Origin of the sequence: Hydrogenophaga crassostreae, assembly GCF_001761385.1 — a bacterium.
In the GTDB taxonomy this organism is placed as follows: Bacteria; Pseudomonadota; Gammaproteobacteria; order Burkholderiales; family Burkholderiaceae_C; genus Hydrogenophaga; species Hydrogenophaga crassostreae.
On sequence record NZ_CP017476.1, the window covers coordinates 1,285,111 to 1,299,433 of the forward strand.

Annotated in this window: 14 protein-coding genes and 1 riboswitch; of the genes, 8 read left to right on the plus strand and 6 right to left on the minus strand. The window is 62.7% G+C overall.

All coding sequences use genetic code 11. From position 1 onward, the window contains the following. Nucleotides 1-53 precede the first annotated feature (53 nt). A riboswitch (TPP riboswitch) is annotated at nt 54-161 on the plus strand. 158 nt (nt 162-319) lie between these two features. From LPB072_RS06025 to LPB072_RS06045, 5 genes are all read left to right on the plus strand, one after another. Next, entirely contained in the window at nt 320-1,273 is a 954-nt protein-coding gene (locus tag LPB072_RS06025; protein WP_231943442.1) for a thiamine ABC transporter substrate-binding protein, read from the plus strand. Nucleotides 1,274-1,404: 131 nt separating this feature from the next. Then, nucleotides 1,405-3,030 carry an ABC transporter permease gene (locus LPB072_RS06030; RefSeq protein ID WP_231943443.1) on the plus strand — a complete coding sequence of 542 codons (1,626 nt, stop codon included), beginning with the start codon at nt 1,405-1,407 and terminating at the stop codon, nt 3,028-3,030. Continuing rightward, complete coding sequence (locus LPB072_RS06035) at nt 3,023-3,667, plus strand: ABC transporter ATP-binding protein (protein ID WP_066093539.1); 645 nt, start codon at nt 3,023-3,025, stop codon at nt 3,665-3,667. Before LPB072_RS06030 ends, LPB072_RS06035 begins: the two co-directional genes overlap by 8 nt. Before the next feature lie 66 nt (nt 3,668-3,733). Continuing rightward, a complete protein-coding gene (locus LPB072_RS06040; RefSeq protein WP_066092747.1) occupies nt 3,734-4,078 on the plus strand; it encodes a heavy metal-binding domain-containing protein in 345 nt (114 codons plus the stop codon). Nucleotides 4,079-4,120: 42 nt separating this feature from the next. Then, entirely contained in the window at nt 4,121-4,567 is a 447-nt protein-coding gene (locus tag LPB072_RS06045) for a hypothetical protein (RefSeq protein ID WP_066092750.1), read from the plus strand. 22 nt (nt 4,568-4,589) lie between these two features. On the opposite strand, the gene LPB072_RS06050 is transcribed toward LPB072_RS06045, so the two are convergent. Genes LPB072_RS06050 through LPB072_RS06060 form a run of 3 tightly spaced genes read right to left on the minus strand, consistent with a single transcriptional unit; the run spans nt 4,590 to nt 7,644 of the window. Next, the gene (locus tag LPB072_RS06050; RefSeq protein ID WP_066092753.1) at nt 4,590-4,982 is read right to left on the minus strand and encodes a nuclear transport factor 2 family protein; all 393 of its coding nucleotides are present in this window, start codon (nt 4,980-4,982) and stop codon (nt 4,590-4,592) included. A gap of 57 nt (nt 4,983-5,039) precedes the next feature. Beyond that, a complete protein-coding gene (locus LPB072_RS06055) occupies nt 5,040-6,248 on the minus strand; it encodes a lytic murein transglycosylase (protein ID WP_066093542.1) in 1,209 nt (402 codons plus the stop codon). Nucleotides 6,249-6,279: 31 nt separating this feature from the next. After that, entirely contained in the window at nt 6,280-7,644 is a 1,365-nt protein-coding gene (locus tag LPB072_RS06060; RefSeq protein ID WP_066093544.1) for an MBL fold metallo-hydrolase, read from the minus strand. 175 nt (nt 7,645-7,819) lie between these two features. Here LPB072_RS06060 and LPB072_RS06065 point away from each other — a divergent pair, with 175 nt between their 5' ends. Beyond that, the gene (locus LPB072_RS06065; RefSeq protein ID WP_066092756.1) at nt 7,820-9,400 is read left to right on the plus strand and encodes an alkaline phosphatase D family protein; all 1,581 of its coding nucleotides are present in this window, start codon (nt 7,820-7,822) and stop codon (nt 9,398-9,400) included. A gap of 78 nt (nt 9,401-9,478) precedes the next feature. Further along, nucleotides 9,479-10,087, plus strand: coding sequence for a uracil-DNA glycosylase family protein (locus LPB072_RS06070; protein WP_066092759.1), 609 nt, complete (start codon nt 9,479-9,481; stop codon nt 10,085-10,087). A gap of 20 nt (nt 10,088-10,107) precedes the next feature. Here the strand turns inward: LPB072_RS06070 and LPB072_RS06075 are convergent, their stop codons facing one another. Continuing rightward, the gene (locus LPB072_RS06075) at nt 10,108-11,340 is read right to left on the minus strand and encodes an MFS transporter (RefSeq protein ID WP_231943445.1); all 1,233 of its coding nucleotides are present in this window, start codon (nt 11,338-11,340) and stop codon (nt 10,108-10,110) included. A 105-nt stretch (nt 11,341-11,445) separates the two neighbouring features. On the opposite strand from LPB072_RS06075, the gene LPB072_RS06080 reads away from it, so the two are divergent. Further along, entirely contained in the window at nt 11,446-12,399 is a 954-nt protein-coding gene (locus tag LPB072_RS06080; RefSeq protein WP_066092762.1) for a LysR family transcriptional regulator, read from the plus strand. A gap of 30 nt (nt 12,400-12,429) precedes the next feature. On the opposite strand, the gene LPB072_RS06085 is transcribed toward LPB072_RS06080, so the two are convergent. Both LPB072_RS06085 and LPB072_RS06090 read right to left on the minus strand, forming a co-directional pair. Further along, on the minus strand, nt 12,430-13,197 hold the full coding sequence (locus tag LPB072_RS06085) for an ABC transporter permease (protein ID WP_066093550.1): 768 nt from the start codon (nt 13,195-13,197) through the stop codon (nt 12,430-12,432). Continuing rightward, nucleotides 13,197-14,174 (minus strand): ABC transporter ATP-binding protein, encoded by a 978-nt coding sequence (locus LPB072_RS06090; protein WP_066092765.1) that lies wholly within the window; start codon nt 14,172-14,174, stop codon nt 13,197-13,199. The genes LPB072_RS06085 and LPB072_RS06090 overlap by 1 nt, the downstream gene beginning before the upstream one ends. Between the last annotated feature and the right edge of the window lie 149 nt (nt 14,175-14,323).

Below are 14,323 nucleotides of genomic sequence, written 5' to 3' on the forward strand. Positions count from 1 at the left end.
GATGGAGCAAGGTATCACGATTGCAGGTATTTGTGCCTTGCGCCTACAATTCAAAGCTTCACCGGGGGTGCTCTTTTTGCCGTTCGGCAAGAAGCGCTGAGAAATACCCCTCTCACCTGATCTGGGTTGTGCCAGCGTAGGGAGCGTGATGGGTCGGCGCCGTTTGTTTGGGTTGCTGCCTTGATCCCACGCTGCTTGCTGGCGTTTGTTTTCAAAGGCGGTCTTCACCATGCAACGGCGTTTTTTGTTTTCAGCATTGTTTTCGGCTTCTGTTGTGTGCCTTGGGTTACCCCACGCAATGGCGCAAGGAGCCACGCCTTTGCGCGTATTGACCCATGGGTCTTTTGATCTATCCAAGGACCTGTTGGCCGCTTTCGAAAAGGACGCTGGCGTCAAGCTTGAAATCATCAAGGCAGGCGATGCCGGTGAAATGGTCAACAAGCTCATTCTCACGCGCGCCAACCCGATCGCTGATGTGGTGTTCGGAATCGACAACACGCTGGCACCGCGTGCGGGGGCCGCAGACATTCTGGAGCCCTATACCGGGCCCGCAGCAGAACGCAAGGCCGTGGCCGAGTTGCCCAAAGGTTTGGTGCCGGTGGACTACGGCTATGTGAACCTCAACATCGACAAGGCCTGGTTTGCAAAAAAAGGGCTGGCGCTTCCCAAATCGCTGGCCGACCTGAGCCAGCCGGCTTATGCCAAACTGCTGGTGGTGCAAAACCCGGCCACTTCCAGCCCGGGCCAGGCATTCATGCTGGCCACCATTGCGGGCTTGGGCGAAGAGGGGGCTTTCGACTGGTGGAAGCACATGCGTGGCAACGGCGTGAAGGTGGTCAAGGGCTGGAGCGAGGCCTATTACACCGAGTTTTCCCGCAATGGTGGCGCTTATCCGATCGTGGTCAGCTACACCAGCAGCCCGGCCGCTGAGGTGTTCTACAGCAAGGAAAAGATCAGCGAATCGCCCACGGCCAACCTGTTTTTGAAGGGTGGTGTGTTCCGCCAGATCGAAGGTGTGGCCCTCGTCAAAGGTGGCAACCCGGCGGCAAAAGAAGCGGCTGGCCGATTCATCGAGTTTTTGCGTTCTGCGCCGGCGCAAGAAGGCTTGCAGACGACCATGTGGGTGTTCCCGGCCGAAGCAGGCGCTTCCCGTGTCGAGGTAATCAAGCAACATGCCGCGGAGCCATCCACTTTCGATGAACTGAAGGCACCGCTGACCGAGGCCCAGTCCAAAGCGTGGTTGCAGCGCTGGACCAAAACCGTCTTGAAGTGATGATCTCCCCCGCCGAGCTTCGCTCGACCCCCTCAAGGGGGCAACGCTTGCAGGCCGGCAAAGCCGGTCCTGCGGCGTTCCGGGTTAGGGGCACTTCTGCAGTTCTGGTTTTTTGGTTTTGAACTGATCCTGTGGTTCGCCTGACTTCGCGCTCGCTTGTCTTTCTGCCTTTGGCCTTTCTGGTCCTGATGCTGGTGGCGCCGGTTGTGCGCTTGCTGGTGGAGGGTTGGGGGCCGGGTGATCTGGCTGGCGATGCGCCCTTGCGATGGCTGGCCTTGTGGCAAGACGATTACCTTCGATGGCGGGTGGTCTGGTCGTTTTTGCAGGCGGCAATCACGTGTGTGTTGGCCCTGTTGATCGGGCTGCCTGTGGCCTGGGTGTTGGCGAGGCGGGAGTTTGCGGGGCGAGCGCTGGTTCTGCGGTTGTTGATGCTGCCGTTCGTGGTGCCCACCCTCGTGGCGGCCATGGGTGTGTTGGCGCTGTGGGGACCGCGCGGCTGGCTGGGCGAGCCATTGGCGGGCATGGGCTGGCGCCTGGATGAAACGCCTTGGTTGCTGCTTTACGGCAACCTCTTCTTCAATCTGTGTCTGGTGGTGCGCGCGGGCGTGGATGCCCTGGAGCAGGTGAGTGCGCCGCGCGTGGCCGCTGCGCGAACGCTGGGGGCGACACCCTGGCGTGCCTTCTGGCGGGTGGAGTGGCCGGCGATTGCGCCCTGGCTGGCCTCGGCACTGTGCCTTGTCTTTCTGTATTGCTTTTCGGGTTTTGGTCTGGCGTTGATTCTGGGCGGCCAGCGCTACGCCACGGTCGAGGTCGAGATATACACCTTGGTCGCCCATGAGCTTGAGTTGGGGCAGGCGGGCGTGCTGGCGGTCTGGATGTTGCTGTTGACGGGCGCAGTCGCGCTGGGCTATGCGTGGCTGGAGCGGCGCCTGGCTGCGCCTGGTCGGGTGACGCCATTGGCCCGGCAACGACCGGTGGGTTGGCGGCAATGGGTTGCGGTGTGGGCGGCGGTGGGTGTGCTGCTGCTGGTGTGTGCGGCGCCTTTGCTGGCGGTTTTGCTACAGGCTGGACGGGCCTTGCTGTTGGGTTCAGGCGCAGCGGTCTTGATGGAATCCGCTACGCTGTCGGCGTTGTGGAACACCCTGCGGTTTTCTTCCATGGCTTTGGCATTGGCCACAGGATTGGGCTTGTCGCATGCCCTGGCTGTGCGTGCATTTGATGCGTCGAATGCGTTTGGTGGCGCTGCATTGGCCTGGCGCGCAGCGGCCTATTTGCCGTTTGTGGTCTCGCCGGTGACCGTGGCTTTTGGTTTGTTGTTGCTGTACCCGGGCTGGACAGCGAGCCTGGCGCTGTTGGTGGGAGCCTATGCTTTGCTGGCTTACCCCTTCGTGGCCAAATCGCTCACCGCAGCGCTCGACAATCTGCCTGCCAGCTACGCCCAGGCGGCGGCAACCTTGGGGGCGCGGCCCTGGCGCGTGCTCTGGCGTGTGACGCTTCCGCTGGTGGGTGGGGCCTTGCGGCGCGGCATGGCTTTTGCCGCCGCTACTGCGTTGGGCGAGTTCGCTGTGTCGCTGTTTCTTTCGCGTCCGGAATGGACCACGCTGACCACCCTGATTTACCAGCGTCTGGGCCGACCGGGCGCAGCGAACCTCGACGCGGCGCTGGTCCTGGCCTGCCTCTTGATGGCGTTGGCACTGCTGGCGTTCACCTTGATAGAAGGACCGGCGAGGAAACACCACAATGCCCACCATGCTTGAATTGCGTCATCTGTCCAAACAATGGGATCACCGACCCCTGCTCGCCAATGTGAACCTGAGCGTGGCGTCGGGAGAGACGGTGGCGTTGCTGGGGGCTTCTGGCAGCGGCAAAAGCACGCTGTTGAAGATCGTGGCTGGGCTGGAAGCACCGGAGGCGGGCAGCGTGTGGTTCGACGGTGTGGACATCACCACATTGCCTCCTGAACAGCGTGGCTTTGCGTTGATGTTCCAGGACTTTGCCTTGTTCCCCCACCTCAACGTGCAGGACAACGTGGCCTTCGGTTTGGTCGAACAAGGTGCCGGCCGAACACAGGCACGCATCAATGCGCGCGAGATGCTGCAACGTTTTGGACTGGGCGATCACGCCAGGGCACGGGTGTGGACCTTGTCGGGCGGCGAACAACAGCGCGTGGCGCTGGCGCGGGCATTGATCACGCGGCCACGCGCGCTGCTGCTCGACGAGCCGTTCTCTGCGCTCGATGCAGCCCTGCGTGAGCAACTGCGCACAGAGTTCCGCGACCGCATCCGGGCAGCGGGCATGACCGCTATCCTGGTGACACACGATGAACAGGAAGCCCGTGCAATGGCGCAACACGGATGGGGTTTGGTGAATGGGCAGTTGAGGCGTCTTTGGTGACGGGCCTGTTGCGGCACAATGAAACGGCATCTGCTTGACGGTGCGCAAGAATTTCGGGAGTTACCTATGGGCTGGTTTTCCAAAAGCACCAACTTTTTTCTCAGCACCACCACGCCGCCTGGCATAGAGATGAACCAGTACCTCGGTGTGGTCAATGGCGAGGCCATTATTGGTGCCAACATTTTTCGCGACATGTTCGCCTCTGTGCGCGATGTGGTGGGCGGGCGCGCCGGTGGCTATGAGCGGGCGCTGGCGGGGGCCAGGGATGCTGCCGTTGAAGGCTTGATCGAAGCCGCCAAAGAACTGGGTGCCAACGGTGTGATTGGTATCGATTTTGACTACGAAGTCATGGGCGAAAACAACGGCATGATGATGGTGGCTGTGAGCGGTACCGCAGTCAAACTCGGCTAACTTTCTGGCAGATATTTCTGCCGTTTTTTCGATTTGAGTTTTATGGACGCGTACATTCTTATTGGCAATGCCAACACCCGAAAAACCTCACTTTTGCGAAGCCTGACCGGTTGTTTCAACCGCAGCGTGCGAGACATTCAGCTTCAGACAGGCAAAAAGCCGGTGCGCTTTTATGCTCGGGTGGGTGCCTTGCAGGCCAGCAGAATCAGTCTGGAGAGCTTCCTGGCCGAAGTGGCGCGCGCGCGCTGCGAGGCGGTGCTGTTTTGCCTGTCGCCGGGTGCGAACAAGACCGATCTTGAAGAGTTTCCCGATGCGGCGACCTATGTGGCTGGCTTGCGCGAGCTGGGTTGGCGCATCAAGGGTGTGGCGGTGTTGGGGCAGGATGGCGGGGGCGTGCGTGCACCCAATTTGCGCCAGTACACCGGCGCACCAACCGCGCCTGTGAATGTGACGGCGCGCGATGTGCGCGCGCAGTTCGGCTGGCTTTGACACCCGAGGGTGTCGACACGGCTTAAAACATGCCGTTGGCGTGCAGGGCGCTGGCGGGGACGACCTGCAGCACATCCCAGTGCTCCACGATCTTCCCTCGTTCGTCGAAACGGAAAATGTCGATCCCAGCCCAGTCTTTGTTGGCATCTGTGGGCCATGTCTGGTGGCAATGCAGCACCACCAGATTGCCCTCGGCGACGCTGCGCCGGAAGGTCACCTGTTTGCCCGGGTAGTCTCTGGCCATGCGCTCGAAGTAGGCGATGAAGGCGGCTTTGCCGTCGGCCACATGGGGGTTGTGTTGCGTGTAGCTCTCGCCAACATAGCGTTCAACCGCTTCCCCGGGTTTGTTCTGGTTGAACATCAGATCGTAGAACGCCATCGCATTCTGGCGGTTCCGTTCGTACGCAGGGAGCATGGTGTTTCCGGTCAGTTTCAGGGTGGTTTTCCTGCGGTTTGAGGAAGGTCCATACGCTCAGCTTCCCCGCAGAGAATTCAGAATTTTCATGCCGCCGCGGCCTGTGGCCTCCTGCCCCAGACGCTCTTGCTCGACCTGAATGGCAGCGCGGCTTTTGGCGCCGAGCATGCCGTCCACCTCGCCAATATCGTGTCCACGAAGAATCAGCAGACCTTGCAGTTCACGGCGCTCGGCGCGCGAAATGCCTGGATCATCGGTGGGCCATGGCGTGGCGAATGGACCTGCGCCGCGCAGGCGGTCGCTCAGGTGGGCGATCGCTAGGCCGTAGCTTTCGGCGGCGTTGTAGCTGTAGATGGCATCGAAATTGCGAAACACCAGAAATGCCGGGCCAGTGGGGCCGGCAGGGGTGAGCAGGCCAGCGCTGCCGGCATTGACAGGTAGCAGGGAGCCGTCAATGGTTCTCACGCCTCTGGCAGTCCACTCGCTGATGGCGCGCTTGCTGCGCCGACCTTCGTTGGCGCTATTGAATCCGTTGGGCAGTTTGACCTCCATCCCCCAGGGTTGGCCGGTGCGCCAGCCTGCTTGCTTGAGGAAATTGGCGGTGGAGGCCAGGGCGTCGCTGGCGTTGTCCATCAGGTCGGCGCGACCATCATCGTCAAAATCCACGGCCAGCCGTTCGAACGTGCTGGGCATGAATTGGGTGTGACCAAAAGCGCCAGCCCACGAACCCACGAGGCGTTCCACCGGCACATCACCTTTTTGCACGATGCGCATGGCGGAGAACAGCTCGCCCCTGAAGTAGCTTTGGCGTCGACCAAAGCAAGAGAGCGTGCCAAGCGATTGAACCAGCGGGTATTTGCCAAACACCTGGCCAAAATTGCTCTCAACGCCCCACACCGCCACGACGGTGGCCGGATCGACACCGAAACGCTGCTCCACCCGTTTCAGCGTTTCGGCGTGGCGGGTCAACATGGCCTGGCCTTCAGCCACGCGTTCGTCATCCACCAAGCCGCTGAGGTAGTCCCATATGGCGGATCGGAACTCGGGCTGGTAGTCGAGCTTTTCAATCACGCTCATATCGGGCTCCAGCCCTTGCGTGAGGCGCTCGAAGGTGTTGCCCTGCACGCCCTTGGCGCTCGCCATGGGCTGCAGGCGCTGCAGGCAGGCCTGGAATTCGGCGTTCTCGGCGGCGCTGGCCTGCGCGTGAACCAGAGGGACCGCTGCCAACAAAAAAGTTGATGCCAACAATGGGGAAAAAAGCTTCATGGAGGTGAGGGAGAAGGTTTGGATGGGAGGGTCAGGCCGGCCAGGTGCTGCCATGTTCTGGGACCAGAGCGGGCCACAAAAGTTCGCACTCGATGCGGTGGCGCAATTGATCTGATGCATCCGGATCGCCATGGGTCACGAATACCCGCTTCGGGGCACTTGGCATCGCACGCAACCAGTCCAGCAATTGATTGGCATCGGCGTGGGCGGAAGCCGCGGTGAGTTGCACCACTTCGGCGCGCACCGGCAGGTCTTGTCCGTGCAAGCGCAGTTGCTTGCTGCCGCTGGCCAGGGTGGCGCCGCGGGTGCCGGGTGCCTGGTAGCCGGTCAGCACGATGACATTGCGGTGGTCACCCAGGTATTTGGCCAGATGGTGCAGTACACGCCCACCGGTGGCCATGCCGCTGGCCGACAGGATTACCTTGGGCCCGTGCATCAAGGCAATGGCTTTGGATTCATCGGTTGTTCGGGTCATCTTCGCCACCGATTCCATGGCGTGGATCTGAGCGGCATCAAGGCGGTGTTCGCCCATGTGGCGTCCATAGAGCCCGGTGGTGTGGATGGCCATGGGGCTGTCGAGGTAGACCGGCAGGCTGTGCGGCAAATCTCCGCTCGCTTTCAGCCCTGCAATGGTGTGCAGCAGGGCTTGCGCCCGTCCCACGGCAAATGCGGGCAACACAGCTGTGCCACCCCGCGCCGCACAGCGTTGCAAGGTGGGGCCCAACTCGGCGAATACATCGTCCTTTGGGTGTTCCCGGTTGCCGTAGGTCGATTCGATGACCACGGTATCCGCCGCTGGGGGCGTTTCTGGAGGCAACATCAGGACATCGTCAGGCCGACCCAGATCGCCGGAAAACACGATGCGCCGACCGCCCACTTCAAGCAGGATGCTGGCGGCCCCGAGAATGTGGCCCGCGCCGAAGAACTGCGCCTGCCAACCGGGCAACGGTTCAAAAACACGGCCCATGGCCACCGTGCGAATCTGTTTCAGGCAACGCATGGCGTCGTCTTCGGTGTAGAGCGGCAAGGCGGGTGAGTGCTTGGAGAAACCGTGGCGATTGGCAAAGTCGGCGTCGGCTTCCTGAATATGGCCGCTGTCGGGCAAAAGAATGGCGGCCAGATCTCGGGTGGCTTCCGTGGCCCAGACCTTGCCGCGAAAACCCTCTTTGGCCAGCAACGGGAGGTAACCGGTGTGATCCAGGTGTGCGTGGGTCAGCAGCACCGCACCAATGTGGTTGGGCAGCAGCGGCAGTGGATCTCGGTTGCGAAGCCTTAGTTGCTTGTAGCCCTGGAACAGGCCGCAATCGATCATGACGCTCTGGCCCTCGTGTTCGACGAGGTATTTGGAGCCAGTCACGGTACCGGCGGCACCGAGGAATCGGATGGAGACAGTCATGCGATCCATCTTACCCGTCTGTCTGGCGCGCGCGGGACTCGAGGGGGCTGGTGTGCGGGCCGGTACCCGGCCAGCCGGGCGCTGTGTGACCCTGCTTTGCCACGCGACGGTCATGCCTTTGACACAGGCCTGCCCAAGAATGCATCGCTGTTGCAATTCTTCTGGAGTCGTTCAAATGGATCGTCGTCTTTTCCTGGCCCAAGGGGCGTTGGCGGGTGGTGTGGTGGCGGTGCCCGCTGCGCGGGTGTGGGCGCAGGCCGCTGCGCCAGCCACCATCACACGCGAAGGCATGCGGCCACAGATGCCACACGGTATTCAAAGTGGAGATCCCAAGGCCGATGGCGCCGTGATCTGGACCCGCAGCGACCGCCCGGCCCGTTTGTGGCTCGACTGGTCGACCACCGCCAGCTTCGCCAATGCGACCCGGGTGCGCGGTCCGCACATGCTCGAAGACACCGACTTCACCGGGCGTGTGGACCTGAGTGGCTTGCCCGCCGGTCAGGAGATCTTTTACCGGGTGGTTTTGCAGGACCTGCGCAACGAGCGGGTGCTGTCCGACGCCGTACAGGGTCATCTGCGCTTGCCGCCTGCGGCCATGGGCGGACGCGCCAGCCGGGATGTGCGTTTTGTGTGGAGCGGCGACACCGCCGGCCAGGGCTGGGGCATCAACGAAGCCTGGGGCGGCATGAAGATCTACGAGCAGATGCGCCAGACCAACCCCGACTTTTTCCTGCACAGCGGCGACACGATTTACGCCGATGGCCCGATCAGTGCCGAGGTGAAACTGGCCGACGGCAGTGTGTGGAACAACCTGGTGACCGAAGAGGTGAGCAAGGTGGCGGAAACCTTGAACGAATACCGGGGCCGCTACCGCTACAACCTGATGGACGCCAACGTGCGCCGCATGGCCGCCGATGTGCCGCAGATCTGGCAGTGGGACGACCATGAGGTCGTCAACAACTATTCGGATTCCAAAGACCTGAGCGGCGATGACCGCTACACGGAAAAAAACGTGCCCTTGCTGGTGGCGCGCGCGACCAAGGCTTTCCACGAATACGCGCCCATCCGCCGCACCGCCGATGTGGAGTCGGAGCGCGTTTACCGCCACCTGCCCCAAGGCCCGCTGCTGGACCTGTTTGTGGTGGACATGCGCAGCTACCGAGGTCCCAACACCGACAACCTGCAAACCGCAGAAAGCGACACCACCACCTTCATGGGACGCCCCCAGCTGGCCTGGCTGCTGGATGGCCTGAAGCGCTCGAAGGCGGTCTGGAAAGTGATCGCGGCCGATATGCCGATTGGCCTGCATGTGCCCGATGGCAAGAAGTGGGAAGCCATTGCCAACGGTGAGGATGGCGCTGCCAAAGGGCGCGAGCTGGAGATCGCGGGCTTGCTGCGCGCCATCAAGCAAGCCGGCATTCAGAACGTGGTCTGGCTGACGGCCGACGTGCACTACACCGCCGCCCATTTCTACGACCCGGCCAAGGCGCAGTTCAGCGACTTCGCCCCGTTCTGGGAGTTCGTGTCGGGTCCGCTCAACGCCGGTGGTTTTGGCCCCAACAAGGTGGACGGCACCTTCGGATTGCAGGTCATGTACCAGAAGGCCCCGGAAGCGCCGAATGCGCCGCCCAGCAGCGGCATGCAGTTCTTTGGCCAGGTGGACATCGACGCCAGGACGCGCGCCATGACCGTGACCCTGAAGGACATTGCCGGTGCTTCGCTGTACAGCAAGACACTGGCCCCGCAGCGAACCTGAGCGAGCCTGGTGGCCGGTTGACAGCGCTATGGTGGGGGCTACAGTGAAGCATCAAGCTTCCCATGGAACACCTTCCGCATGTCCACCGGTCATTCCCAAGGCGCGCCAGCGCCCAACCTGCCCGCCTTGTTGCGAGAGGTCAGGGCCTGCACGCTTTGCGCCCCGTATTTGCCGCTGGGGCCGCGTCCCGTGTTGCAAGCCCGCGCAACTTCTCGCATCCTGATCGCAGGCCAGGCGCCGGGGCGCAAGGTGCACGCCAGTGGTGTGCCGTTTGACGACGCCAGCGGCGAGCGTTTGCGCCGCTGGATGGGCGTGTCGCGCGATACCTTCTACGACCCACAGTGCTGCGCCATCCTGCCCATGGGTTTTTGTTACCCCGGCACGGGGCGATCCGGCGATTTGCCTCCGCGACCCGAGTGCGCCCCCACCTGGCGAACCACTTTGCTGGCCGCCATGCCGCAGGTGCAACTGACGCTGGTGATCGGGCAGTACGCCATGGCGTACCACTTGCCCCAACACACAGGTACCTTGACCGAGGCCGTGCAGGACTGGCGCTCTTATGGTCCGGGGCTGATGCCGCTGCCGCACCCGAGCCCGCGCAACAACGGCTGGATCAAGCACAACCCCTGGTTTGACGTGGAGCTGTTGCCGGTGTTGCGAGCGCGGGTCGCTGCTGTGCTGGGTTGACACGGGGCGGCGGGCGCCGGTCAGTGAACCGGGCTGGTGAGCGCTTTCGCCCGGGGGCGCCACACGCGGGTCAACCAGGCGGCCAGTGCCGTGGCCGTGGCCAGGGCCACCACGCCGTTCCAGCCCACCGCGGCGAGCAACAGGCTGCCCAGCGCGGCACCGGCAGCCATGCCGAGGAACATGCCCACGAACAGCACGGCGTTGAGGCGGCTGCGGGCCGAAGGGTCGATGCTGTAGACGATGGTCTGGTGGGCGATCAGTGTGGCCTGTACGCCAAGATCGAAGCCGACGGCGCAGACCGCCAGCAGGATCAGTTGAGCATGTGGCGCCATCAGTGGCGTCAATGCCATGGCCGCGAAAAAGCACATGGCCAGCGCTGCGCCGATCCGTGTGACCCATTCGGGGCCACGCCGGTCGGCCATGCGCCCGGCCAACGGTGCGGCCAATGCCCCGGCGGCGCCCGCGAGGCCGAAGGCACCGGCGGCGGCGCTGCCGAGGTGGAAGGGTTCGCCGTGCAGCATGACGGCAAGGGTTGACCAGAAGGCGCTGAAGCCGATTGAAAGCAGGCCCTGTGCCAGCGTGGCGCGGCGCAACTGGCCGTGACGTTGCCAGAGCTGTGCCAGGCTGCCCAGCAGGGCGCGGTAGGGCAGTTCTGTGGTCGGTCGAAACCCGGGCAGGCCACGCCAGGCAGCGATGCCGATCAAGGCAATGCTCAGCGCCGCGAGCGCAAACATGGCGCGCCAGCCGAGGTGGGCCGCAACGAAGCCGCTGACCACGCGAGACAAAAGAATGCCCAGCAGCAACCCGGTCATGACCGTGCCCACAGTCTTTCCACGGTGTGCTTCAGGGGCCAGCGTGGCGGCGGCAGGAATGATGTCTTGCGCGAGGGTGGCGAGCACACCAATGGCCAGGCTGGCGGCCAGCAGCACGCCCATTGTTGGGGCGAGCGCGGCCGCCATCAGAGCGACGACCAGGGCCGCGGCCTTGGCCAGGATGATGCGGCGGCGGTCGTAGCGGTCGCCCAGCGGGGCCAGCAGCAGGATGCCCAGCGCATAGCCCAGCTGGGTGAGCGTTGGCACCAGGCCCACGCTGCGGGGGGTGGCGCCGATGTCGGCCCCCAGTTCCCCGAGCATGGGTTGGCTGTAATACAGCGCGGCGACCGCCAGCCCGGCGCCGCTGGCGAGCAGGAGCACCAGCGAAGCGGGCATCGAAGCACCCGGCGCTGGCGTGATGACATCATTCGCTAATTGCATGTGTTTCATGGTGTTTACCCTGTGTTTTATAGCGATTCGGAGTCTGATCCGCTTGTTTGTCGCTGGGTAGTGCCACGCGTTGCACATTTGTTATACGCTTGGCGCATGACGGAGTCTTCGCCCCATCACCGCAACCCTGCTGAGTCCCTGGTGGGCTCGGGGGATCGCCTGCAGTTGATGGCGACCTTTGTGCGCATCGTTGAAGCCGGCAGCCTGTCGGCCGCGGCGGCCCAGATGCAGACCACCCAGCCCACGATCAGCCGGCGATTGCAGGCGCTGGAGCGCTCGCTGGGTGTGCCTCTGCTGCAGCGCTCCACCCATGTCATGCGTCTCACGCTGGACGGTGAGCGCTGCTATGAGCGGGCCAAGGAGTTGCTGTCGAACTGGGCGGCGTTCGAGGCCGATCTGCGCGGTGCGCAGGAAGAGCCTGAAGGGCTGCTGCGCGTTACCGTGCCGCACGCTTTCGGGCAGGAGAAGTTTGTTGGACCGCTGGCTGCGTTTCTGCGTGCCCATCCGCGCGTGTCGGTGGAGTGGCTGCTGCGCGACGAGGTGCGCGACTTCATTGCCGAGGGCGTGGACTGTGCGATCCAGGTCGGCGAGCCGACCGATCCCTCGGTGGTGGCGATCAAGCTCTCGGCGGTGCCACGCATCCTGGTGGCCGCGCCTTCGGTGTTGTCGGGCAGAGAGGTGCCGCAGGACACCGCTGATCTTCAGGCGCTGCCCTGGCTGGCGCTGCGCACCTACTACCGCAACGAGATCACATTGACCCATCTGGAGAGCGGCGAGACCCGGCGCATCGCCTTGCGCCCAGTGGTCAGCACCGACAGCCTCTATGCGCTGCGCAGTGCCGCCCTGCATGGCCTGGGTGTCGCCGTGGGCTCTCGCTGGATGCTGGCCGATGATCTGGCCGCAGGACGCTTGCTGCACCTGGCGCCGCAATGGCGGGCGGCGCCGTTACCGGTGTACCTGATTTATCCGCGCGCACGGTTTTACCCATCCCGCCTGTTGCGTTTTGTGGCCACGATGCGTGAGGCGATTCCGCTCACCATAGAGAACTGACGGCGGGGCGATCGGCCTCTGAGGCTGCTTTCAGCGCCGAATGCGGTGACCGGTCTTGAAGACCCACCAGACCACGCCCAGGCACATCGCCATGAAGCCCAGCGTCATGCCCACGCTCACGCCGATGTGCACATCGGCTTCGCCGTAGAAAGCCCAGCGCAGGCCGCTGATGAGGTAGACCACCGGATTGAACAGCGACACGGTTTGCCAGATCGGCGGCAGCATGTTGATGCTGTAAAACGCACCGCCCAGAAAGGTCAGCGGCGTCACGACCAGCAGCGGAATCACTTGCAGTTTCTGAAAGCTGTCGGCCCACAGGCCGATGATGAAACCGAACAGGCAGAAGGTGATGGCGGTGAGGATCATGAAGGCGACCATCCATACCGGGTGCTGAATTTCGTAGGACACGAACGCCCGCGAAGTGAGCAGGATCAGCAGACCCAGCATCAGCGATTTGGTGGCCGCAGCACCCACATAACCCAGCAGCACCTCGACCCAGTTCACCGGAGCCGACAGCAATTCGTAAATGGTGCCCGACCACTTGGGCATGTAGATGCCGAAGGCCGAATTCGAAATGCTCTCGCTGAGCAACGACAGCATGAGCAGGCCGGGGATGATGAAAGCGCCGTAGCTCACGCCGCCGATGTCGCCCATGCGCGAACCGATGGCCGATCCGAAGACGATGAAGTACAACGAAGTCGACAACACGGGCGCGATGATGCTTTGCGCCAGGGTGCGGAATGTTCGGTTCATCTCGAACATGTAGATGGCACGGATGCCGTGGATGTTGAGGCCCATCATGATTGCGCTTCTTTCTGGTCACGGCTTTTGTCATTGACCAGGCTGACGAAAATTTCTTCGAGCGAGCTTTCGCTGGAGTGCAGGTCTTTGAAGTCGATACCGTGCTCGGCCAGCGCACGCAGCAATGCGGCGATGCCCGTGTCTTCTTTCTGGGTGTCGAAGGTGTAAACCAGGGCGTTGCCTTCGTTCGTGATCTCGAGCGGCCAGGCCGCAAGCCCCGCGGGCAGCGTGGCCATGGGCTGTTGCAGCGTGAGGGTGAGCTGCTTTTTGCCCAGTTTGCGCATCAGCACATCTTTGTCTTCCACGAGGATCAGCTCGCCTTTGCGGATCACGCCGATGCGGTCGGCCATGTCTTCGGCCTCTTCGATGTAGTGGGTGGTGAGGATGATCGTGGTGCCCGCGTCGCGCAGCTCGCGCACCAGTCGCCACATGTCGTGGCGCAGCTCCACGTCCACGCCGGCACTGGGTTCGTCCAGGAACAGGATTTTGGGTTCGTGGGACAGCGCCTTGGCGATCAGTACGCGGCGCTTCATGCCACCCGAAAGCGTCATGATCTTGTTGTCCTTTTTGTCCCAGAGCGAAAGGCTTTTGAGGATCTTCTCGATATAGGTGGGGTTGGGCGCCTTGCCGAACAGGCCTCGGCTGAAGTTCACCGTGGCCCACACGGTTTCAAACGAATCGGTGTGCAACTCCTGGGGCACCAGTCCAATGGTGGCGCGCGCAGCGCGGTAGTCGCTCACGATGTTGTGGCCATCGGCGATCACCGTGCCTTCGGTGGCATTGGTCATGCCGCAAATCAGGCTGATCAGCGTGGTTTTTCCCGCGCCGTTGGGACCGAGCAGGGCGAAAATTTCACCGCGGCGAATATCCAGGTTGACGTGCTTGAGCGCCTGGAAGCCGCCAGCGTAAATTTTGCTGACACCGCGCACGCTGACGATGGCGTCGGATGGAGGCGCCGAATGAGAAGAATGCATTGGGAGGGTTTTAGTGGGACGACACCGTTCCATTGTCGGACAGATCGAAATTTATTTCAGAGATGGTGTCGATTGGCCCGCCGCGCAGACGTTATGTCCATGAAAGCGCTGTGCTTTTAACCCGCACTACCATGTGCAGAACACCGAGG

Bases quoted from the DNA above. Each gene is read 5' to 3' on its own strand.
- LPB072_RS06035 (WP_066093539.1), top strand. From the start codon at position 3,023: ATGCTTGAATTGCGTCATCTGTCCAAACAATGGGATCACCGACCCCTG.
- LPB072_RS06040 (WP_066092747.1), top strand. From the start codon at position 3,734: ATGGGCTGGTTTTCCAAAAGCACCAACTTTTTTCTCAGCACCACCACG.
- LPB072_RS06045 (WP_066092750.1), top strand. From the start codon at position 4,121: ATGGACGCGTACATTCTTATTGGCAATGCCAACACCCGAAAAACCTCA.
- LPB072_RS06050 (WP_066092753.1), bottom strand. From the start codon at position 4,982: ATGCTCCCTGCGTACGAACGGAACCGCCAGAATGCGATGGCGTTCTAC.
- LPB072_RS06055 (WP_066093542.1), bottom strand. From the start codon at position 6,248: ATGAAGCTTTTTTCCCCATTGTTGGCATCAACTTTTTTGTTGGCAGCG.
- LPB072_RS06060 (WP_066093544.1), bottom strand. From the start codon at position 7,644: ATGACTGTCTCCATCCGATTCCTCGGTGCCGCCGGTACCGTGACTGGC.
- LPB072_RS06065 (WP_066092756.1), top strand. From the start codon at position 7,820: ATGGATCGTCGTCTTTTCCTGGCCCAAGGGGCGTTGGCGGGTGGTGTG.
- LPB072_RS06070 (WP_066092759.1), top strand. From the start codon at position 9,479: ATGTCCACCGGTCATTCCCAAGGCGCGCCAGCGCCCAACCTGCCCGCC.
- LPB072_RS06075 (WP_231943445.1), bottom strand. From the start codon at position 11,340: ATGCAATTAGCGAATGATGTCATCACGCCAGCGCCGGGTGCTTCGATG.
- LPB072_RS06080 (WP_066092762.1), top strand. From the start codon at position 11,446: ATGACGGAGTCTTCGCCCCATCACCGCAACCCTGCTGAGTCCCTGGTG.
- LPB072_RS06085 (WP_066093550.1), bottom strand. From the start codon at position 13,197: ATGGGCCTCAACATCCACGGCATCCGTGCCATCTACATGTTCGAGATG.
- LPB072_RS06090 (WP_066092765.1), bottom strand. From the start codon at position 14,174: ATGCATTCTTCTCATTCGGCGCCTCCATCCGACGCCATCGTCAGCGTG.